This window comes from Pseudidiomarina donghaiensis, from assembly GCF_900116895.1.
Classification (GTDB): domain Bacteria; phylum Pseudomonadota; class Gammaproteobacteria; order Enterobacterales; family Alteromonadaceae; genus Pseudidiomarina; species Pseudidiomarina donghaiensis.
Window position 1 is genome coordinate 22,157 of sequence record NZ_FPCF01000003.1, and the last position, 20,648, is coordinate 42,804.

Annotated in this window: 17 protein-coding genes; 6 read left to right on the plus strand and 11 right to left on the minus strand. The window is 48.4% G+C overall.

Features of this window, described 5'->3' with window-relative positions:
• The first annotated feature begins 3 nt into the window (after nucleotides 1-3).
• Both hrpB and mrcB read left to right on the plus strand, forming a co-directional pair.
• Complete coding sequence (hrpB, locus tag BM334_RS07215; RefSeq protein WP_092840127.1) at nucleotides 4-2,445, plus strand: ATP-dependent helicase HrpB; 2,442 nt, start codon at nucleotides 4-6, stop codon at nucleotides 2,443-2,445.
• Nucleotides 2,442-4,730: a penicillin-binding protein 1B gene (gene mrcB / locus BM334_RS07220; RefSeq protein ID WP_092840130.1), complete on the plus strand. Its 2,289-nt coding sequence runs from the start codon at nucleotides 2,442-2,444 to the stop codon at nucleotides 4,728-4,730. The genes hrpB and mrcB overlap by 4 nt, the downstream gene beginning before the upstream one ends.
• On the opposite strand, the gene hemL is transcribed toward mrcB, so the two are convergent.
• From hemL to hemJ, 3 genes are all read right to left on the minus strand, one after another.
• Nucleotides 4,722-6,005 (minus strand): glutamate-1-semialdehyde 2,1-aminomutase, encoded by a 1,284-nt coding sequence (hemL, locus tag BM334_RS07225; protein ID WP_092840133.1) that lies wholly within the window; start codon nucleotides 6,003-6,005, stop codon nucleotides 4,722-4,724. The genes mrcB and hemL overlap by 9 nt on opposite strands.
• Before the next feature lie 47 nt (nucleotides 6,006-6,052).
• Entirely contained in the window at nucleotides 6,053-7,069 is a 1,017-nt protein-coding gene (locus BM334_RS07230) for an aspartate carbamoyltransferase (RefSeq protein WP_092840136.1), read from the minus strand.
• 79 nt (nucleotides 7,070-7,148) lie between these two features.
• The gene (hemJ, locus tag BM334_RS07235; protein WP_092840139.1) at nucleotides 7,149-7,574 is read right to left on the minus strand and encodes a protoporphyrinogen oxidase HemJ; all 426 of its coding nucleotides are present in this window, start codon (nucleotides 7,572-7,574) and stop codon (nucleotides 7,149-7,151) included.
• Nucleotides 7,575-7,656: 82 nt separating this feature from the next.
• Between hemJ and BM334_RS07240 the strand changes: the two genes are divergently transcribed.
• The 3 genes from BM334_RS07240 to pepQ are packed head-to-tail and all read left to right on the plus strand — an operon-like array spanning nucleotide 7,657 to nucleotide 10,164.
• Nucleotides 7,657-8,391, plus strand: a complete 735-nt coding sequence (locus BM334_RS07240) for a DUF6776 family protein (RefSeq protein ID WP_092840142.1) — start codon at nucleotides 7,657-7,659, stop codon at nucleotides 8,389-8,391.
• 58 nt (nucleotides 8,392-8,449) lie between these two features.
• The gene (gene erpA, locus BM334_RS07245; protein ID WP_055439657.1) at nucleotides 8,450-8,794 is read left to right on the plus strand and encodes an iron-sulfur cluster insertion protein ErpA; all 345 of its coding nucleotides are present in this window, start codon (nucleotides 8,450-8,452) and stop codon (nucleotides 8,792-8,794) included.
• A 59-nt stretch (nucleotides 8,795-8,853) separates the two neighbouring features.
• Nucleotides 8,854-10,164, plus strand: coding sequence for a Xaa-Pro dipeptidase (gene pepQ / locus BM334_RS07250; RefSeq protein ID WP_092840145.1), 1,311 nt, complete (start codon nucleotides 8,854-8,856; stop codon nucleotides 10,162-10,164).
• Between the two features lie 12 nt (nucleotides 10,165-10,176).
• Here the strand turns inward: pepQ and BM334_RS07255 are convergent, their stop codons facing one another.
• Entirely contained in the window at nucleotides 10,177-11,301 is a 1,125-nt protein-coding gene (locus BM334_RS07255; protein WP_092840147.1) for an anhydro-N-acetylmuramic acid kinase, read from the minus strand.
• Nucleotides 11,301-12,608 carry a peptidoglycan DD-metalloendopeptidase family protein gene (locus BM334_RS07260; protein WP_420849455.1) on the minus strand — a complete coding sequence of 436 codons (1,308 nt, stop codon included), beginning with the start codon at nucleotides 12,606-12,608 and terminating at the stop codon, nucleotides 11,301-11,303. Before BM334_RS07260 ends, BM334_RS07255 begins: the two co-directional genes overlap by 1 nt.
• Nucleotides 12,609-12,810: 202 nt before the next feature.
• Here BM334_RS07260 and tyrS point away from each other — a divergent pair, with 202 nt between their 5' ends.
• Complete coding sequence (gene tyrS / locus BM334_RS07265) at nucleotides 12,811-14,013, plus strand: tyrosine--tRNA ligase (protein ID WP_092840155.1); 1,203 nt, start codon at nucleotides 12,811-12,813, stop codon at nucleotides 14,011-14,013.
• On the opposite strand, the gene BM334_RS07270 is transcribed toward tyrS, so the two are convergent.
• From BM334_RS07270 to BM334_RS07295, 6 genes are read right to left on the minus strand one after another with little or no spacing between them, the layout of a single operon-like run.
• The gene (locus BM334_RS07270; protein ID WP_092840158.1) at nucleotides 14,010-14,837 is read right to left on the minus strand and encodes a symmetrical bis(5'-nucleosyl)-tetraphosphatase; all 828 of its coding nucleotides are present in this window, start codon (nucleotides 14,835-14,837) and stop codon (nucleotides 14,010-14,012) included. The genes tyrS and BM334_RS07270 overlap by 4 nt on opposite strands.
• A gap of 18 nt (nucleotides 14,838-14,855) precedes the next feature.
• Nucleotides 14,856-15,224: a Co2+/Mg2+ efflux facilitator ApaG/CorD gene (gene apaG / locus BM334_RS07275; RefSeq protein ID WP_177215053.1), complete on the minus strand. Its 369-nt coding sequence runs from the start codon at nucleotides 15,222-15,224 to the stop codon at nucleotides 14,856-14,858.
• Nucleotides 15,217-16,026 (minus strand): 16S rRNA (adenine(1518)-N(6)/adenine(1519)-N(6))-dimethyltransferase RsmA, encoded by an 810-nt coding sequence (gene rsmA / locus BM334_RS07280; RefSeq protein ID WP_092840164.1) that lies wholly within the window; start codon nucleotides 16,024-16,026, stop codon nucleotides 15,217-15,219. The genes apaG and rsmA overlap by 8 nt, the downstream gene beginning before the upstream one ends.
• Nucleotides 16,023-17,003, minus strand: coding sequence for a 4-hydroxythreonine-4-phosphate dehydrogenase PdxA (gene pdxA / locus BM334_RS07285; RefSeq protein ID WP_092840611.1), 981 nt, complete (start codon nucleotides 17,001-17,003; stop codon nucleotides 16,023-16,025). Before pdxA ends, rsmA begins: the two co-directional genes overlap by 4 nt.
• Nucleotides 17,004-17,016: 13 nt before the next feature.
• The gene (gene surA, locus BM334_RS07290; protein WP_092840167.1) at nucleotides 17,017-18,303 is read right to left on the minus strand and encodes a peptidylprolyl isomerase SurA; all 1,287 of its coding nucleotides are present in this window, start codon (nucleotides 18,301-18,303) and stop codon (nucleotides 17,017-17,019) included.
• Nucleotides 18,304-18,312: 9 nt separating this feature from the next.
• The gene (locus BM334_RS07295) at nucleotides 18,313-20,586 is read right to left on the minus strand and encodes an LPS-assembly protein LptD (RefSeq protein WP_092840170.1); all 2,274 of its coding nucleotides are present in this window, start codon (nucleotides 20,584-20,586) and stop codon (nucleotides 18,313-18,315) included.
• Between the last annotated feature and the right edge of the window lie 62 nt (nucleotides 20,587-20,648).

Below are 20,648 nucleotides of genomic sequence, written 5' to 3' on the forward strand. Positions count from 1 at the left end.
AACATGACCACAGAACAGGTGCTGCCGGTAACGGCGTTAATTGATGACGTTATTGCTTGGTTGCCGCAAGCACCTGTTGTACTCGAAGCGCCGCCTGGCGCTGGCAAGTCAACCGCACTCCCACTGGCGCTGCTGCAGGCAAACATTTATGGCCAGCGCCGTATTTTGCTTTTACAACCGCGACGTTTGGCCGCCATTTCAATTGCGCATTACCTTGCTGAACAGTTAGGCCAGCAGGTTGGCGATGATGTTGGTTACCACATTCGTGGTGCAGCAAAGTTTCATGCAAATACCAAGCTTCTTATTTTAACCGAAGGCATGTTCACGCAATATATTCAGCGCGACCCTGAGCTTGCCGATGTAGGGTTAGTTATTTTTGATGAATTTCACGAACGTAACCTAGCTAGTGACTTAGGGCTGGCGATGGCTCTTGATGCGATAAGTTTGCGCAGTGATTTAGGCTTGCTGATTATGTCGGCAACCCTGCCCGCTCAGCAAATTGCAAACTGGCTTGGCCATTGCAAAGTGTTAACCAGTAGTGGGCGGCAGCACCCTGTCGAGGTGAGTTACCATCCACCGAGTGCGGCACAGACTTGGTTACAAGCTATGCCTGGGGTTATTCGTCAGGCCATGCAAAAAGCTCAGCAAGGCGTGTTGGTATTTGTGCCGGGGCAACGCGAAATTAACGCGCTCATGGCGCAGTTTAATCACCTCGAAGACTGGCAAGTAAGCGCTTTGCATCGCAACGTTCCGCAAGCTGAACAGCGCGCATTATTTACCGCCAAGGCAGATTCAAAGAAGCGCTTAGTGTTCGCAACCAACATTGCCGAAACCAGTGTCACTATTCCTCACATTGACGTGGTGGTTGATAGTGGGCGTGAACGCCAAGCGCAATTTTATCCGCAACATGGTATTACTAGATTGGTCACCCGACGCATTACCAAAGCTTCGGCAACGCAACGGGCGGGGCGAGCTGGCCGACTAGGGCCGGGGGCTTGTCTGCGAGTGTGGTCACAAAATGACGACCATGGGCTGCGCGACTATCAAGTTCCGGAGTTAGAAACAGCGGATTTAACGAGCTTTTTGCTTGAGTGCCGCAAATGGGGCGCGGAGCCCCAGCAAATGATGTTTTTAACGCCTCCGCAGTCGGCCCATTTGCGCGCCGCTCATACTTTGCTGACCGAGCTCACGATTTGTCAGCCAAGTGGCGCATTGACTAGCCAAGGGCGTGACATTAGCCAGTACCCCACAGAGCCACGGCTAGCGCGTATGCTCAATGCTGTCGCGCATGAGTCAACCGCGACAAAAGCGACGGCGGCTTGGCTTATGGCGCAAATTGAACAGGGCGCTGCGAGTGAACATTTTCCACAGCCTTTGGCGCACTTGTCGCCTGCGGCCAAACAGCGTTTTCAGTTTTGGTGTCGGCAGTTAAGTGTTACTACCGCGACGATTCAACCAGAACTAGCTGCAAGTTTGTTGCTATGGGCATTTCCTGATCGCGTGGCGCAGCGCCGTGGGCAGAGTGACCGCTATTTATTAAGCTATGGCGGCGGCGCTACTATTCATCGCGCAGACACGCGGCCGCGGTGGCCTTGGTTGTTAGCTGTCGACCTAATGCTTAGTGAAACGCAAGCGGATGCCATTATCGGCGCAGCACTGCCGTTAAGTGAGGCTGACCTTGAGCATCCAGCGTTAAACATTGAACAACGCACCGAAGTGCGTTGGCAGGGGCCACAACAACGGCTGCAGGCCGTGAATGTGACAGCGCTTGGTGCCATTCGACTGCGAGAGGCGCCCCTTAGCAATGCCATTTCAGCAGCACAGCGCTTGCAAGCGTTAAGTCAGTATGTGACGGAGCAAATGAGTGCTGCCGGACTAGCGTGGTTTAAGTTAAACGAGCAAGCAAAGCAGTGGCTAGCGCGTTACCAATTGTATTTGGACTGTGTGCGTCCCGAAGGTTGGCCAAGCCTTGCTACCGATGAGCTAGCAGACACTCTTAGTGAATGGGCCGAACCCTATTGGTTGCATATAGATAATTTACGTGACTTACAGCAATGGAATGTCGTTGAGGCGCTGCAAGGGCGACTAAGTTATGCGCAGCAACAAAGCTTAGCCCAAGCATGTCCAACCCACGTGGTGGCGCCTAGCGGTCGCAGTGTGGCGATTGACTATTGTGCTCAGCAACCGACGATAGCGATTAAGCTGCAAGAGATGTTTGGTGAGCCGGTATCGCCAACGATTTGTCATGGCAAGGTTATTCTTACCATAGATTTACTTTCTCCGGCCGGGCGATTATTGCAACGCACCGGAGATTTAGCTAGTTTCTGGGATAACGCGTATGAGCACGTCAAAAAGGAAATGAGAGGTCGCTATCCAAAGCACCCTTGGCCAGATGACCCGCGCCAAGCGCAGGCAACTCATAAAACAAAGAGACATTTAGCATGAGTAAAAAGCAGTCGGCTAAGCAACAAAAGCCAAGTTGGTGGCGTCGCGCTATTGTTTTGAGCCTAAAACTAGCACTCATTGGGCTGATTGTTCTTGTTGGTTATGTCATTTATCTGGATGCAACCTTAACCGATCGCTTCAGCAGTAATCGCTATCAAGCGCCGGCACTTATTTATGGCCGCAGTTTAGTCGTTGAGCCGCAAGCGTCGCTCACCAGGGCCACCCTGATTCATGAACTAAAACAGCTAAATTACGCCGCCGTGCAACGGGTGGATGACACAGGGCAATACCGAGTCACCCAATTTGGAGTCGAGTTTTATCGCCGACCTTTTGACTTTGCAACCGGCCCACAAATGGCGCAGCGGGTGCAAGTAAATTTTGCCGGCGACCAAGTGCAGTCGGTACAAAGCTTGCCCGATGGCAGGGCACTCAACCGTATTCAACTTGAACCACCTTATTTGGGCCGTTTATCGGGCGGTAGCCAAGAAGACCGCCTACTTATTGGTTTAGAGCGCGTTCCCAGTTTGCTGATTGAAACGCTGATACTGGTTGAAGACCGTGATTTTTATCATCATGCAGGTGTATCAGTAACGGCTATTGCGCGTGCAGCGCTTGCTAACTTATCAGCCATGCGTACGGTACAGGGGGGAAGCACCTTAACCCAGCAGCTTATTAAAAACTTGTACCTTACTCGTGATCGATCATTGTGGCGCAAAGCGAATGAAGCGCTAATGGCTTTGGTTATCGACTACCGGTTTAGTAAAAATGAAATTTTAGAAACCTATTTGAACGAAGTCTATTTTGGCCAAGACCGCGGTTCCGCCATTCATGGTGTTGGCCTTGCTAGTCGGCTGTACTTTGGCAAACAAGTTGAAGAGTTAGAGCCGGCGGAAATTGCATTGTTGGTGGGCATTGTGAAAGGCCCTTCTTATTATGACCCGCGTCGTTACCCAGAGCGAGCGCAACAGCGCCGCGACTTAATTTTGCAGTTGATGTTAGCGCAGAACCTGATTAGTCAAAAACAGTATGTGGCAGCCGTGGAAGCCCCTGTTATGGGCAGCACGAGCGGTCGCTTGGTAAGCGACAACATGCCTCATTTTATGGAGCTGGTTAAGTTTGAGCTTGGGCAAATGCGTTTGCCTGAAAATTGGCAGCAAGACGGCTTAAGAGTGTTCACTTATTTCGACCCTGCTATGCAACGTGCGGCGGAAAGCGCCCTAACCGGTGAATTGCCGAAGATTAGTCAAGACGCCGAGTTGCAAGGTGCGGTGGTGGTGGCGAACCACCAACAAGCTGGTGTTACTGCCGTGGTGGGTGACCGGAACCCACGTCAGGTTGGCTTCAATCGAGCTGTGGCGGCTATGCGCCCAGTAGGTTCACTAATCAAACCGCTAATCTACGCGGAAGCCTTCGAAGCAAACAACGAGTATGAATTGGGCTCATTAGTTGTTGATGAACCTTTAACGCTAGAGCAACCGGGCCAGGTTGCGTGGCAACCACAGAATTTTGATAAAAAATACAAGGGGCCCATGCTTGCCTATGATGCGTTGGCGCAATCACGTAACGTGCCGGCTGTGCGCTTAGGCTTGCACGTTGGCATTGACCGGTTGGCGGCTGTACTGCAACAAAGTGGCGTTGATACGCCGATTCCGGAAGTGCCGGCAGTGACGCTTGGCGCTGTAGCATTATCACCGGTTAATATTGCAGAAATATATAGCATGCTGGCGCAACAAGGTACCTATCGTCCGTTGCGCAGTATTCGCGCGGTGACCAATCATCAAGGTTTAACCTTGTACCAACGTGAATTTAAAACTGACGTTGAGGTGTTTTCAAAAAGTGCGGCCTATTTAGTCAACTACGGTTTGCGCGGTGTGATCAATGAAGGTACCGGCTCGCGCTTAGCTGACCGTTTTGGCATTAACAAATTGGCCGGTAAAAGCGGTACCACCAATGATTACCGTGACAGTTGGTTTGTGGCCTATGACCACCAGCACGTATTCACTGTTTGGCTTGGGCGCGACGATAATCAACCGGTACAGCTAACCGGTAGCAGCGGTGCTTTACGTATTGTCGAACAAGTTTTGCAACGTACACCCATTGCGCCGCTGCAGCTTCACGAACCGGTTGGCATTGAGGCCGCAGGTTTTCATCCAAACAAAGGCGTGCGCATTCCGGTTGATTGCCGAAATAGTCGTTTATTGCCTGCGCGCGAGAAAAAGCTGCCCGAGAACCTTGGTTGCTCGGGCGATATTGAAGAAAAGTCTTGGTGGCAGCGCTTATTTTAGCGCTGCAAAGGCCACTTTCGCGGCTGCGAGGGTAGCATCGATATCCGCGTCGGTGTGTGCTGCCGACATAAAACCAGCTTCAAATGCTGAAGGTGCTAAATAAACACCTTGTTTAAGCATGCTGTGGTAGAAGCTACGGAAATGCTCCATGTTGCACTGTGTGGCCTGTTGATAGCTGGTCACCGGGCCGTCGCCGGTAAAGAAAAAGCCAAACATAGAACCGGCACGGTTGGTGGTGAACGGAATACCAGCTTCGTCGGCCAACGCTTGCAGGCCATCAACCAAACGATCGACTTTGGCATATAAACTTGGGTACAAGTTTTCGTCTTCTAGCTGAGTTAACGCAGCTAAACCAGCGGCCATGGCAACTGGGTTGCCCGACAACGTACCCGCCTGATAAACAGGGCCAACCGGAGCGATATAGTCCATAATTTCACGTTTGCCGCCAAAGGCGCCTACCGGCATACCGCCGCCAATAACTTTACCCAAAGTGGTCAGGTCAGGGGTGACGTTGAAACGTTCTTGGGCACCACCACGAGCGACGCGGAAGCCTGTCATGACCTCATCAAAAATGAGCACACTTCCGTATTCGTCACAGATATCGCGTAGGCCTTCTAAGAAGCCTGGTGCTGGAGGTATACAGTTCATGTTACCTGCAACAGGTTCAACAATGATGGTTGCGATTTCGTTGCCACACTCAGCAAATACTTGGCGTACCGAATCGAGGTCATTAAAGGTCACCGTTAGGGTGTGCTTGGCGAAGTCTTCTGGAATACCAGGCGAGTTTGGTACGCCCAAAGTTAAAGCGCCAGAACCTGCTTTGACGAGCAACGCGTCTGCATGACCGTGATAGCAGCCTTCAAACTTCAAAATTTTATCGCGGCCGGTGTAACCACGCGCCAAACGAATGGCCGTCATGGTGGCTTCGGTACCTGAATTCACCATCCGTACTTTTTCAATTGAAGGCACCAGCGATTTGATTTTCTCCGCCATGGTAATTTCATTGGCGGTTGGCGTGCCAAAGCTTAAACCACGATCAACAGCTTGATGTGTGGCTTCGCGAATCACTGAATTATTATGGCCAAGAATCATTGGCCCCCATGAGCCGACATAGTCGATGTAGCGCTGCCCATCGGCGTCAAACATGTAGGCGCCGTCAGCGCTTTCAATAAATATGGGTGAGCCACCCACGCCGTTAAAAGCGCGTACAGGTGAGTTAACTCCACCTGGAATACTGTGTTGTGCTTGGGCAAATAACTCGTCAGAACGTGACATGGTAATCCTCTATAGTTCTATGCAATGTGTTGAAAAGGTCACTGGGCTTAGTAGCCAGAAGGCTTGCTGCTGTACCAATTCACGTCGCATTCATATTTTTCAACTTGCTCGGCCACACCCAAAGTAAGGGCAAATAATGCCATCCGTATTAAAACGCCGTTATCGGCTTGACGGAATATGGCCAAGTTCGGGTTTTGGTTCAAATCATTATCAAGTTCGTTGGCTTCAGCACGTGAATCGCGCGGCAACGGATGCATAATGACGGTATTAGGTTTGTAGTGCTTGGTATAAATTTCACTATTTAAGCGAAACTTTCCACGGTACAAGTCGGCTTCTTGAGGCGTGGTAAAGCGCTCTTGTTGAATACGGGTTTGATACACAATATCGGCGTCAGAACTGCCACTTACCTGATCGGTAATGGTGACGCGGTGCCCTGCCTTTGCTAAAACATCAAGCACGCTGTCTGGCATGGCAAGTTCACGTGGTGAGATCAGCGTAAAGCGGATGTCTTTGTACATGGCTAACAAGCGTGACAGCGAGTGTACGGTGCGGCCAAATTTTAAGTCGCCCATCATGCAAATATGCATGCCGTCTACGCCATGGCCATGATAAGCCAGTTCTTTTTTAATGGTGTATAAGTCAAGCAAGGCTTGGGTTGGATGCTCATTGGCACCATCCCCGCCGTTAATAACTGGTACTCGGCTACCTTCCGCAAACTCGGCCACGGCCCCCGATTTCGGGTGGCGCATGGCAATCACATCACTGTAGCTACTCAGCACGCGCGCGGTGTCGTACAACGATTCGCCCTTGGCTAGCGCAGAGCTTTCCATTCCGGTGGTTTCGCGAACTTCGCCGCCGAGTAAATTAAACGCAGTGCCAAAGCTTACTCGCGTACGGGTTGAAGGTTCAAAGAATAAGTTGCCTAAAATGGCACCGTCGAGAACTTTTGTACGCTTCTGCCGACGTGCATAGGGTTGCATGCGGTCGGCAATAGCAAATATTGTTTGAATACTGTCGATATCGAACTGGTCGACCGAGAGAATGTTGGAACCGGTAAAATTCATCAGAAAAGGCCCTACAGTGATGGGAAACACTGGACCGATACTCTATCAGAATTTCACCGTGAAAAGAATGCCGGGGCGATTAAAACGGTTTAACCACAGCTAAAATAATGATCGCAAACAACGCTAATACAGGCACTTCGTTGAACACCCGATAAAACTTATGGCTGCGCGTATTGCGGTTGTGTTTAAAGTCAGCAAGCAGCTTGAAGCAATAGCCGTGATACACATAGAGCAAAGTTACCAAAACCAACTTCACATGCAGCCAAACGCTCGCTTTAAGCCAGGCCGCGCCATAAATCCACATAAGAGCTAAGCCAAATGCCAGCGTAAGCACCGCAAAGGGGGTGACAAAATACAGTAACCGACGCTCCATGATCTTCAGTTGCTCGCTGGTGTTGTCATCGCTTACTTGGGCGTGATAAACAAATAAGCGCGGCAAATAAAAGATACCGGCAAACCAAGCCACCATGAATATAATATGCAAAGCCTTCAACCACAGAATCATATTGCTGCCTTTTTTGATTTATTGTTGCGCGCCGCGCCCCGTCTGCGTAGCATGTCGCTAATTCAGGTTAAGAAGTGAACCCATGACGCAGAAACAAAATATCATAATCGGCTTATTGGTACACCGTTTTGGTGGCTGGGGCTTGCTGTTACTCACGTTAATTATTGGCGTGCTAGGTGGTTATTACGGTGGCCACTGGCATGTACTCAAACTACAAGACGAGTTAGCCCAGCAACAGCAAAACATTGATCAATTATATCAGCGCGCCGAAACCTTCGATTACCAGCAACACATTGCCATGGTTGAACTGGGCATTGAGCGAGCCGCTAGCAAAAACTTGCAGCAAGAACTGCTTATTGCACAAGACGAAAACTTTGCCCTACGACGCGAAATAACCTTCTATCAGAAAATTATGGCACCAGAAATGGAAGCTAGTGGAGTGGTGATTGACTCGCTTGAGTTGCAGAAGAATATCACGCCGAATCACTATCACTTTCGTTTGGCCATTGTGCAAATGGAGCGCGTACGCAATTTAACCAAAGGCACATTAAGCGTCACCTTGCATGGCCGTAAGAATGATAAGCCGGCAAGCTTTGACCTACTCGACTTAGCCAATGTAGAAGCCAAAGATCGGCAATTTAGTATGCGTTACTTTACCGTGCAAGCGGGAGACTTTGTCTTGCCGGATGACTTTTTGCCAGAGCGACTTGATGTCGAAGTGAATATCAGCGGTTCTCGCCAATCACTGTCGCGCAGTTTCTTTTGGAGTCAATTATTACAACCAAGAGAAGTAGCGAACGAAGACGGCAATACTTGACCCTTTTAGTCAGGTAAGCGAAAATAGCGGATGAATTTTCAAGAGGTATTCAAATATTATGACCGACGCAGCAGCAATGCCTATTCAGTTTACTGAAGCCGCAGCCAACAAAGTGAAAAAATTGATTGCCGAAGAAGAAAATCCGGCGTTGAAACTGCGCGTGTACGTCACCGGTGGTGGCTGCTCTGGTTTTCAATATGGCTTTACGTTTGACGAAAAAGCCAACCCAGGCGATATGGAAATTGAAAAAAACGGTGTCACGCTGGTGGTTGACCCCATGAGTTTACAGTACTTAATGGGCGGCACAGTAAATTACGAAGAAGGCCTGCAGGGCGCGCGTTTCTTTGTTGATAACCCAAATGCGACGACCACCTGTGGTTGTGGGTCAAGCTTCTCGATCTAAACGTGAGTTAAACCTCGCTTTCCGCTAGAATAGCTTCACATTTTCTAAGCGAGGTTTTTATGAGCGCATACGCAGATCATATCGCCACGGTGCGTGCTCGTTTCGACGCAGCACTTGCCGCTACCGGCTACGAATCAGTTCTAATTTACGCAGGCCAGCCACGCGTGGCCTTTCTTGATGATAATCCCGCACCTTATAAAGTAAACCCGTTATTCAAATACTGGGTTCCTGTTATTGAAAGCCCGAAAAGCGCTATTTTTTATCAACCGGGCGAAAAGCCGGTTGTCTTTTTATTTCAGCCTCGTGATTTTTGGCATGCAGAAGTAAAAGTGCCTGAAGAAGAGTGGCAGCAATATGTCGAGCTGGTGGTTATTGACGAGCAAGACAAAATGACCGCATGGCTAGGCGATAAAATTAAGTCAGCTGCGTTTATTGGTGAAGATTTTGCTGAACCTGTTGCAAGTTGGCCTGTAAAAGCACGTAACCCTGCCAATTTAATCGACCATTTGCATTTTCACCGTGCCATTAAAACGGCGTGGGAAGTGGACAATATGCGCCACGCGAATCGCTTAGCTGCGAAAGCGCATTTGGCGGCGCGAGATGCCTTTGTGGCAGGCGCTAGTGAGTTGGAAATTCACCATGCGTACTTGGCGGCAATTAACTTCCGTGAAAGCCAAGTTCCGTATAACAGCATTGTGGCGCTCAACGAACATGGTGCCGTGCTGCATTATGATGTGTATGAAACGCAAGCGCCCGCGCAGTCGCGCTCGTTTTTGATTGATGCTGGCGCGCTTTATCGCGGCTATTGTGCTGATATCACCCGTACCTATGCGCGTGAATCTGGCTTTTTTGCTGAGCTTATCGAGTCGATGGATGAAGCGCAGCAGGCATTGCTTGCCGAAATTAAGCCAGGCATAAATTATTACGAGCTGCACGTCAGCCAACACTTAAAAATTGCCAAAATTTTGGCGGATTACGGCTTTGTTAACGGCACCGCAGAAAGTATTTATGAGCAAGGCTACACCAGTGCCTTTTTCCCGCACGGTTTAGGCCATTTTATTGGTCTGCAAGTTCATGATGTGGGTGGCTTCTTGGCAAATGACCGTGGCGACACCATCGCGCGCGATCCTCGTCATCCGTTCTTGCGTCTGTTGCGTGATGTTGAAATTGGACAAGCCTTTACCATTGAGCCTGGCTTATATGTGGTTGATCAACTGCTTGAGGCGCATCAAGGCAATGCTGACTTTAATTGGGACCGTATTGCGCAATTACGCCCATATGGTGGCATTCGTATTGAAGACAGTATTGTGGTTGGTGAAAATGGCCACAACGAAAACCTCACCCGCGACGCATTCGCTTCTTTAGCTTAAACGAAGCTGTCATTAGGGTAGGAATAGCCCACCTAAGATGGTCGGCCGGCTGGCGCCGGTCACCGCCGGCAAGTTGCCTGGTTTGCGATGTATATAACTATACGCCAGCCAGGCAAACGCCATAGCCTCAACATGCTGCGGGGCGACACCAAGTACCGATGTGGCATGCCACTGAGTGCTTGGTAACGCGGCTTTGAGGGCACTCATCAAAATAGGGTTATAAGCGCCGCCGCCGCAGACAAAAATGGTATCAGGCTGCTCTGGTAGCCATTGTTGAATTGCATCGGCGACGGTACGCGCGGTGAAAGCAACCAAGGTTGCTTGAATATCTGCACGACTGTAGTTATCAAGATCACCTATCCGCTCTTGCAACCAATCAAGATTAAACACGTCACGGCCAGTGCTTTTCGGTGGCGGTCGGCTAAAGTATGGATCCTCAAGTAGCAGCTCAAGCACTTCATGCTTCACTTCACCGTGAGCAGCAAAGGCTCCATGGCGATCAAAGTCGTCAGCATGATCGGGGTGGCAGGCTTTAAACCAACGGTCCATGAGTGTGTTTGCGGGGCCCGTATCAAAGCCGGTAACGCCTGTTGGGGTTCCCGGTAGCCAGGTGATGTTGGCAATGCCGCCTAGGTTTAGAATAACCCGAGACTCTTTTAAACTACTGAATACCGCGTGGTGAAACGCGGGTACTAGCGGCGCTCCTTGCCCGCCTAGGGCAATGTCTTTGCGGCGAAAATCGGCAACCACAGCAATGCCGGTAAGTGCAGCCAAAGTATTGGGGTCACCTAATTGCAGTGTGTAAGCGAAGTCCCCATCAGGCTGATGGCGCACGGTTTGACCATGACTACCAATGGCGGTGATCGCCGTGGCAGACAAATTGCGACGGTTAAGAAAGGCGAGTACACAATCGGCACAGAATATGGCGAACTCACGGTCTAATTCGCCCCAGCGATGAAGCTCATTGGGTTGCTCTTCGCACAAGTTGTGTAGCTTTTCTTGCAGGGGGTCAGGAAGTTCAAACTGTTGGTGGCTAACCAACTCTGGCATGTCGTCAGTAAACTCAACCAAGGCAATGTCTAGCCCATCCATGCTGGTGCCAGACATAAGCCCGAGGTACAAGTCACGCTGCGCCATTAACGCATCGCCAAATAGAACCGTTTACTGTCATTCAATACGGCAAGACGCTGTTGAGCGGCTTCTTTGAACATGGGAAGTTCATTTTTCGCTAGTGATTCCGCTTGGGGAAACTTCACTGTGCGCGGATTGCGATGGACGCCATCCACCAAAAATTCATAATGTAAGTGGGCCCCTGTTACACGGCCAGTGGCACCGACACGACCAATTAGCTCGCCTTGTTTAATACGTTGGCCTTTTTTCACGAGGCGCTTACTCAAGTGCAGATACTTGGTCACATAACGTTCGCCATGTTGGACAAAAACGTAATGGCCATTGAGGTTGTTATAGGCGCTCGCAATAACGCGGCCGGCACCCGATGACATGACCGGTGTACCAACACTCGCTGCATAATCAATACCGTTATGCGGGCGTACTTGGCCGGTTACTGGGTGCAAACGGCGAGGGTTGAAGCTAGAGCTGATGTAGGTGAACTTCACTGGTGAGCGCAGGAATGACTTACGCATTGCTCGGCCTTCGGCGTTATAGAATTCACCGTTGTCATGTAAAAACGCTTGATAGTGCTCGCCCCGGTTGACAAACTCAGCTGCTAATACACGGCCAAAGCCAACAAATTCACCATCGGCATATTTCTTTTCGAACATGACGCTAAATTCGTCGCCTTCGCGCAGATCGAGTGCAAAGTCGATATCCCAACCGAAAATATCTGCAATGCTCATGATTTGGCCTTCGGTAAGCCCCGCATCAATGCCTGCATTCCAAAAACTAGACTGAATGCGAGCATGCGCGGTCTCGGTGCGCACTTCAACCGCTTTGGCTTCAATTTCGCTGACATAACCGTTGTCAGTTTTACTGATAATCAGCGTTTGCGTAGGGTCAAGTTGAAACGCCAGTTGAATAAGCTCATCGTTTTCATCGCGCGCAAAACGAAGGGTATCGCCGGGGTGAATTTTACGCAGGTATTTGTCAGCTTGTTGGTCTTGTGTCACACGGTACAGCTGCTGAGGCGTTAAGCCCATTTGGTCAAAGATACGGGCGAGTGAGTCGCCTGAGCGAACCTCATAACCACTCCAACGAATGCTTGGCTGCTGTTGAACGCCTTGTTCGCTGGTATCATTTTTGACACTAATGTCCAGCTGATAACGCTGGCCAAGAATAAGTTCAGCGTTGCCGAGTTGCGGCTCGCTAACGTGCTTAGATGCTGTGGCTGGCTCTGATGGCAGCAGCACAACGAGTAATGTTGCCGCACAAACTGAGCTGAGCAGCACTTGATGTCGACGCGGCAATGCCGCAACGAAACGTGTCATATATTTTGGAATCGACTTCATAACCTTCCGATAAGTTAGCGCAATATTATTATTCGCGTATCGTTGGATCTAAATGCAGAATAATACGAAGTGTGGCGATTTTCCAGTCAATTTACCTTTAAATGAACTTAAAAGCCTTCAAGAAATAGCATACAATGCAAGGCTTGTGGCCAAATTGATCGAATTTAGGAGACTGTTGCATATGACATTATCAGCTGCGGATGCGTTCGCCGAAATAGCGCGTGGTACCGAAGAAATTCTTTTAGCGCAAGAGCTTAAAGAAAAATTAGCGAGTGGCAAGCCGCTCGTGATAAAAGCTGGTTTTGATCCGACAGCACCCGATTTACACCTTGGACATACCGTGTTGATCAATAAAATGCGAGTGTTTCAAGACTTAGGCCATGAGATTATATTTTTGATTGGCGATTTTACCGGCATGATCGGTGACCCAACCGGCAAAAACGTAACGCGCAAACCGCTTTCTCGTGAAGATGTATTGGCCAACGCACAGACTTATAAAGAGCAAGTGTTCAAAATTCTTGACCCAGCAAAAACCAAAATTCGCTTTAATTCAGAGTGGATGAACGAGCTTGGTGCCGCTGGCATGATTAAGTTGGCCGCACGCCAAACAGTTGCACGCATGCTCGAACGTGACGATTTCAAAAAACGTTATGGTACTGGTCAGCCAATTGCGATTCATGAATTTCTATATCCGTTAGTGCAGGGGTGGGACTCGGTTGCATTGCAGGCGGACGTTGAACTTGGTGGTACTGATCAACGCTTTAATCTATTGATGGGGCGCGAGCTACAAAAAGACGAGGGGCAAAAGCCTCAAACCGTGATCATGGTTCCTTTGCTAGAAGGTCTTGATGGCGTTCAAAAAATGTCCAAGTCACTAGGCAATTACATCGGCATTACAGAACCGGCCAACGAAATGTTTGGTAAAGTCATGTCTATTTCTGATGACTTAATGTGGCGTTACTACGAACTGTTAAGCTTCCGGCCGCTTGACGAAATTAATAGCTTCAAACAGGCCATTGCCGATGGTGCGAACCCGCGTGATTACAAAGTTTTGTTAGCCAAAGAAATTATTGCACGGTTTCACGATGAAGCTGCAGCAGATGCTGCAGAGCAGGATTTTATTCAGCGCTTTAGCAAGAATGCCATTCCGGATGATATGCCAGAATTAACTCTGAGCAGCGAGGGCGGTGAAATTGCCATAGGTAATTTGTTGCGCGAGGCGAGTTTGGTTGCTTCAACCTCTGAAGCCATGCGCATGATAAAGCAGAGTGCTGTGAAAATTGACGGTGAAAAGGTTAGCGATACTAAGTTAAGTATTGCTGCGGGAACCACTGCTGTCTTCCAAGTCGGTAAGCGAAAGTTTGCAAAAATTACCGTAAATTAAACTTTAGCAGCGACACTGCTGCGCTTGCCGCTCGGCCAATGCAGCAGTGTTAGACGGTTGCCCCATACACAGCCTGTATCTAAACCAATAACGTCTTCTCGATGAGTTTTCCCCATTAGCGCGGCCCAATGCCCAAAGACTAATGTAGCTCGGTCTATATCCCATAGTTCAAACCACGGAACTAAATCAGCGTCGGCTGTTTGCTCTGCTGGTGACGTTTTAGCAGAAAAATTTAAATGTCCCTCCTGGTCGCAAAACCGCATGCGTGTGAATGCATTGATGATAAAGCGTATTCGTTCAGGTCCACAGAGGTCATTTGACCATATGTTCGGCTCGTTACCGTACATGCTTTGTAAGAACTCACCGAGGGTGTTTTGTTGCCATGCTTGTTGCAAAGCTTGGGACACCTCATTGGCATAAGTTTGGGCTTGTGCAACTGTCCACCATGGATAAACACCTGCATGACTTATCACGACTTGGTCATCAATTTGTCGCATCAAAGGTTGTTGCACTAACCATGTAATTAGCTGCTGTTTTTCAAGATCGGGAAGAGCAATTATGGCATCTAATTTGTCACGCGGATCGGCTTCGCGTACGTTAAGTAACACCGATAATAGATTGAGATCATGGTTACCCAGTACAATTTTGACAGCGTCGCCTAGGCGTTGAAGAAATTGTATAGTTGCTAAGGAGTCAGGGCCGCGTCCAACTAGGTCTCCGACACACCAAAGTTGGTCGAATTGAGGTTTGAAGTTCACTTTTGCCAGAAGCTGTTTTAGCTCTAGTGCGCAACCTTGAATGTCACCAACTATATAATGTGCCATTATTCACCCTTCAGTTAGTTAGTGAATAATATTAGGAATAGCTAAGCGGAACGACGGAATTTCAACGTCAAAAGCGGTGCCATTGCTATCAACCATGGTGTAGAAGCCTTCCATGGTGCCAATTGGCGTCGCCAATACAGTGCCACTGGTATAACTGTAGCTTTCCCCAGGCGCTATATGAGGTTGCTCACCGACCACGCCGTCGCCTGCCACACGCGTTATTTTATGGTCAGCGTCAGTAATTTTCCAAGCGCGCTTGAGGAGTTGTACTGGCGTTTCTGAACGATTAGTTATGGTAATCGTATAGGCAAATGTATATTCACCAGATGACGCATCTGAGTGTGATGCAATGAAGTGTGTTTTAACCTCAATTTCAATGCTATGCATGTTCACCTTGCTGTTCGCTATACCAATCAGCGAGCCGACAATAGTCGGCTACTGAAAGAGTTTCTGGGCGTGCATTTGGGTCAATACCCAAGGCTTCAATTTGTTCGTCAGACATAAGCTGCTTAAGATTATTACGAATTGTCTTGCGGCGCTGATTAAACGCAATCAAACATACTTTGTGCAGAGCCTCACGACTTTTGACAGGGTAGGGTGATTCTTTGTAAGGCACAAGCCGCACCACTGCAGAGTCTACTTTCGGTGGTGGAGTAAAGGCACCCGGCGGTACCATAAGTACCGGCTCAACTTGGCACGCCTGCTGAATTCCCACGCTGATACGGCCATAGGCCTTGCTATTTGGTTCAGCGGCCAAGCGTTCGACCACTTCTTTTTGCAGCATAAAGTGCATATCTTCAATAACGTCTAGATGCTCGAGCAGGTGAAAAATAAGCGGTGTTGAAATGTTGTACGGAAGGTTACCGAAAACCCGTATTGGTTGTTCTTTGGCAAACTGCCGAAAATCTGTTTTTAATGCATCGCCGCGAAATACCGTTAGCTTACTACTTAAGAACGGATGCTGCTCTAGGCGATCGGCTAAATCACGATCAAGTTCGACAACGGTTAATCGTTCTGCACGGTCGGCAACGGGCTCGGTTAGGGCGGCAAGGCCCGGGCCTATTTCAATGAGGTTTTGCCCTGGTTGCGGATTAATTGCGTCGACAATATCGTTAATGACAAATTCATCATGAAGAAAGTTCTGTCCAAAACGTTTTCGTGCGCGGTGCCCTAAGTGTGTTTTTGTCATTTAGTTACCATGTCGATTGCAGTACGTAACGCGAGTATAGCACTGCGGTCATCTACATTATTTGTTGCTGCTTTGTCTAAGGCCGTACCATGATCAACCGAAGTGCGTATAAATGGTAAGCCCAGCGTAATATTAATTGCGTTACCAAAACCTTTGTATTTTAACACAGGTAACCCTTGGTCGTGATACATCGCGACTACCGTGTCGGCATGTTCTAGATAGTGTGGCTGAAACACCGTGTCAGCTGGATAAGGGCCACTGACATGAAGGCCTGCTTGCTGCAAGGCTTCAATTGCTGGACTAATATGGTCTAATTCTTCGCGGCCAAGATGCCCTTGCTCTCCAGCATGAGGGTTTAAACCACACACCAAAATACGAGGTTGTTGAATGCCCCATTTTTGCTCTAGATCGTGCGCGACAATTTCTACAACACGGGTTACTTTCGCTTGAGTAATTGCTTCCGGCACTTCAACTAAAGGTAAGTGAGTTGTTACTAACGCAACTCGCAAACCTTCCGTTGCGAGCATCATAACAACTTGCTCGGTGTGACTTATTTCTGCAAAAAATTCGGTATGACCGCTAAACTGGTGGCCAGCTTCATTAATGACGCCTTTGTGTACAGGGCCTGTGACGACACCTGCGAACTCTTTGGTTAAACAACCTTGCGCTGCTCGCTGTAATGTTTGCAAGACATAATTTGCGTTATCAGTATTTAGCTGCTGCGGAATGACGGCTGCACCAAGCGGAAGTTCACAAACGGTTAATGTGCCAGCCTGTTGGGCCTGTGGAGGCCGTTCGGAATGATACGGAATAATCTTTAACGGAAGCGAGAGCATCTTAGCGCGCTGTTGTAATAGCTCACTGTTCGCGATAACGACAAGTTCGATTGGCCAATCAAGTTGAGCAAGGCGCACAGCTAGGTCAGGGCCAATACCGGCTGGCTCACCTGGGGTAAATGCTATGCGCGCTATACTCATCAACATAACTCAGCTAATTGATGATTGTTTCAATGTAAGCTTCATCACGTATTTCTTGTTGCCAATTTTCAAGCTCTTCTTGATACTTTCGATTGAATAGTAACTGATATGCGCGATTTTCTTGGCTACGTTTTGTGGCATCTTGAACACGACGATCGAGCACCTGAGCAATGTGCCAACCGAACTGTGTTTTAAATGGCTGACTAATTTCACCAATTTCAGCCTGTTCTATGGTGCTTCTAAATTCAGGTGCATAAATGGATGGTTCGGCCCAACCTAGTTCGCCGCCATTGGCTGCAGAACCAGTATCCGCTGAATGTTCACGAGCTGCATCGGCAAAATCAATCTCGCCAGCAATAATACGCGCTCGAATTTCCTCAAGTTTTTCTTTGGCTCGGCGCTCTGACAAGATTACCGAAGGTGCCATGAGAATATGCCGGGCTTTTACTTCGCTAATTTCAACTTGCTCAATACCGCGTATTTCACTGACCTTTAGGATATGAAAACCAACGCCACTACGCAGTGGGCCAATAAGTTCGCCTTGGCTCTTACCACGCACCGCATCAGCAAATAGTGTTGGCATCGAGTTAATATTCATCCACCCTAAATCGCCACCATCAAGAGCGCGTGACCCCGATGACGAGGTAATTGCCGCTTTTTCAAAGTCAGCACCATCGCGAAGTTTAGCTAAAAGTTGCTCAGCACGTTCACGGGTTTCTTGCACTTCGTCAGCTGTTGCATTATCACGGAAGCCCATAAGTATGTGGCCAAGTCGATATTCAACCTCTTGCTCGGTAGCTTGATTCATAGCTTCAACAAGGTTTGTTACTTCTTGCGGTGCGATGTACACTCGGCGCCGAACAGCTGCGCGTTGCACCTCACCGGTAATTATTTCGTTGCGAATTGATTCTCGGTAACTACTCCAATTATTGCCGCTTGCGTTAATGCTGGCGCGCAATTCATCAACAGTCATGTTCTGCTCGTTTGCGATGCGTATTAACGTTTGCTCAAGCTGCGCATCGGAAATGCTTATGCCCATGCGCTCGGCCATTTGCTTTTGCAGCTCTGTAAGAATAAGACGGTCCATCGCTTGAATGCGCAGTACCTTATCCGCAGGCAGTTCAGCACCGGAGCGCGCCGCATTGGCCTTAACCTGTCTGAGCAATTGGTCAACTTCACTCTCAAGTACAACGCCTTCATTGACGATAACCGCAACGCGGTCGAGTACTTGCTGCCCCATAACGACAGAGCTTAAAAGAAGTGCCGAAATGGCGACAAAAAACTTTACGATATTACCCATGAATACTACCTAGTTGCTTAAATGGAACGGGTGGCGATAACCAAATAAACTTTGCTCTAATAAATCGAGCAAGCCATTGTTGTCGCTTCCCAAGCCTTTTATTATAAATTGAACACTGACACCATTATCAAATTCAGGCGCACCAGCTTGCGGTAGCCCAGTATTGAACTCAAGATTTCGGTTAATGCGTCGATAGCCACTGATACGCATGGCCCAACAACAATCGCTGTACTGTAACGCAATCAGCGCGTCGTTGGTACGACTGTTTGCTAAGTCATAGTACCAATTGGACGCGAGCTGCCAACGCGGACTGATTTCTACGACACCCAACATACCAACTTGTTCCACGTTGTTTTCAAGTAAATTACTGGCTGTGCGATGACTAAACTGAATGAGGTTAAATTCATCTTTGCGATACTCGAGCGTTGTTTGGCTTTTGCGTGTTGTATTTTGTTCTAAGTTGTATTGTATTGAGCTATTAAAATACATGTTGTTGCTAAGACGAAAACGCGTTTCGAGTGCTAAGTCAGAGCGGTCCTCTGTGGCGGTGTTTACCCCTTCAAACAATTGCGTACGACTATTTTCAAAATAATAAATTTGACCAAAGCTAAACCGTGCTAACTCTCGCGCCTGCCTATCAAAGAGGCTGGTAGATGCACCAACGGTTACTTGATTGGTGTCAGCGATGCGGTCTAAACCGGAAAAACGTCGTGCTCTAAATAAACCTTGATAGTCATCTTGCATTAACGTGGAGTCGTAAATGCCAATACCAGATTGGTCCCGATAGGGGGTATAGAGATACTGAATTTGCGGCTGCAACGTGTGGGTGTAAATAGTATCGTTCAATTCAACAAGACGCTCTAAATTAACACGAGCCCGCCACCGGAAACTTGGTAAGCCGCGGGTAGGGTTTTCTTCAAGATTACGCTCGGTTGATGCATCTTGGTTGTAATAAGTGTAGGCATAGCTCAATTCGGCCAGCCAATCATAACCCGGACGCTCTAGGTGGTAGGCTATTTGTGGTTGCATATGCAAGCGAGTTGCGCGTTCACTGCTATCGTCTTGGTTACTAAAATGGGAAAGTTCAGAAAATAATTTAAAATCCCAGTTTCCTAACGGGCTCATTGAGTAGTGACTAATAATTTGCGGCGTTGTGCGATAAGGCGAACGGTAGTTTCCTAAAATTTCAAAATCTTCGGTCCTTAGTGTTACGTTCCAGTTTTTGCTCAAGTAGTCAATTTGGGCATGACGGTATAGCTGCGCATCAGCGCGGCCAGCAAACTCACTGCCGATATCATTTAAATAATCGTCGTCACTAATAAAAGTACCGTTAATGTAGCCACGCCAGTTGTCGCTCCATGAGTGACGCTGTTCTATTCGCCACAAAAAGCGAGAGTTGTCGGCAACAGAGCTCTTATCATCATTCAAATAGGCAAGGTTATATTGCGCTTGGGTGGTTTCGGTTAAAAATCGGTATTCACCTTGCATTTGCAGGCCCCGTTCAGCCATGTAGCGAGGGGTAATAGTGGCATCCATGTTTGGCGCAATATTTATGTAATAGGGAATTTCGACTTCAAAGCCGTTTTTTTGCGAAGACCGAAATGTTGGAAATAAGAACCCCGATTTGCGCTCTTCTGTGACGGGAAAATTAATATACGGAATATACAATACGGGCACACCAAATAATTCGAATTTGGCATGCCATGCTTCGCCCCAAGCTTCATCTTCACTTAACGATATTTCTTCAGCACTCATTTGCCATGCAGGGTTCTCACTCGGACAGGTGGTGAAAGTTGAGCCCTCCAGCCGCACTTGCTGTGGCGAAATGGAGAGCATATCGGCTTTGCCATGCGCGCCTGATACAGCCAACTGATAACGTGCACCACTCAAAAAAGCTTGATTCTCGCCAGAATTTAGGCGGAAATTTTCGGAAGCAACTTGTACATAACCATTGGTGAATCGAGTTTCACCACTGGCATTAATATTACCTGTTAATTGGTTTATTTGTGCTTGTTCGGTTCTTAATTGTTGCTCATCAAGCTGCACTTCAACCGCGCCGAAAAATGAAGCCACCTGAGTGGTTGAGTCAATATCAGCACGATTAGCTCGCACGCCAATGGCGCCCGGGAGCAAATTGGGAAATGGGTTAATAGGTGCATTGAACAACGGCGCAGGTATCGGGCATACGGACATATCTGGCTGCACATTTTGTTGTGCTAAGGCCGTGTGCTGCCAAGCGCTAACGGCAAAAACACACACTGATGTCCAAAAAATTTTATGCATGAAACACGGTACCCAAGTTATCCTTCACAATGTGCAGGCTATGATAAAGCAATTTCTATTCT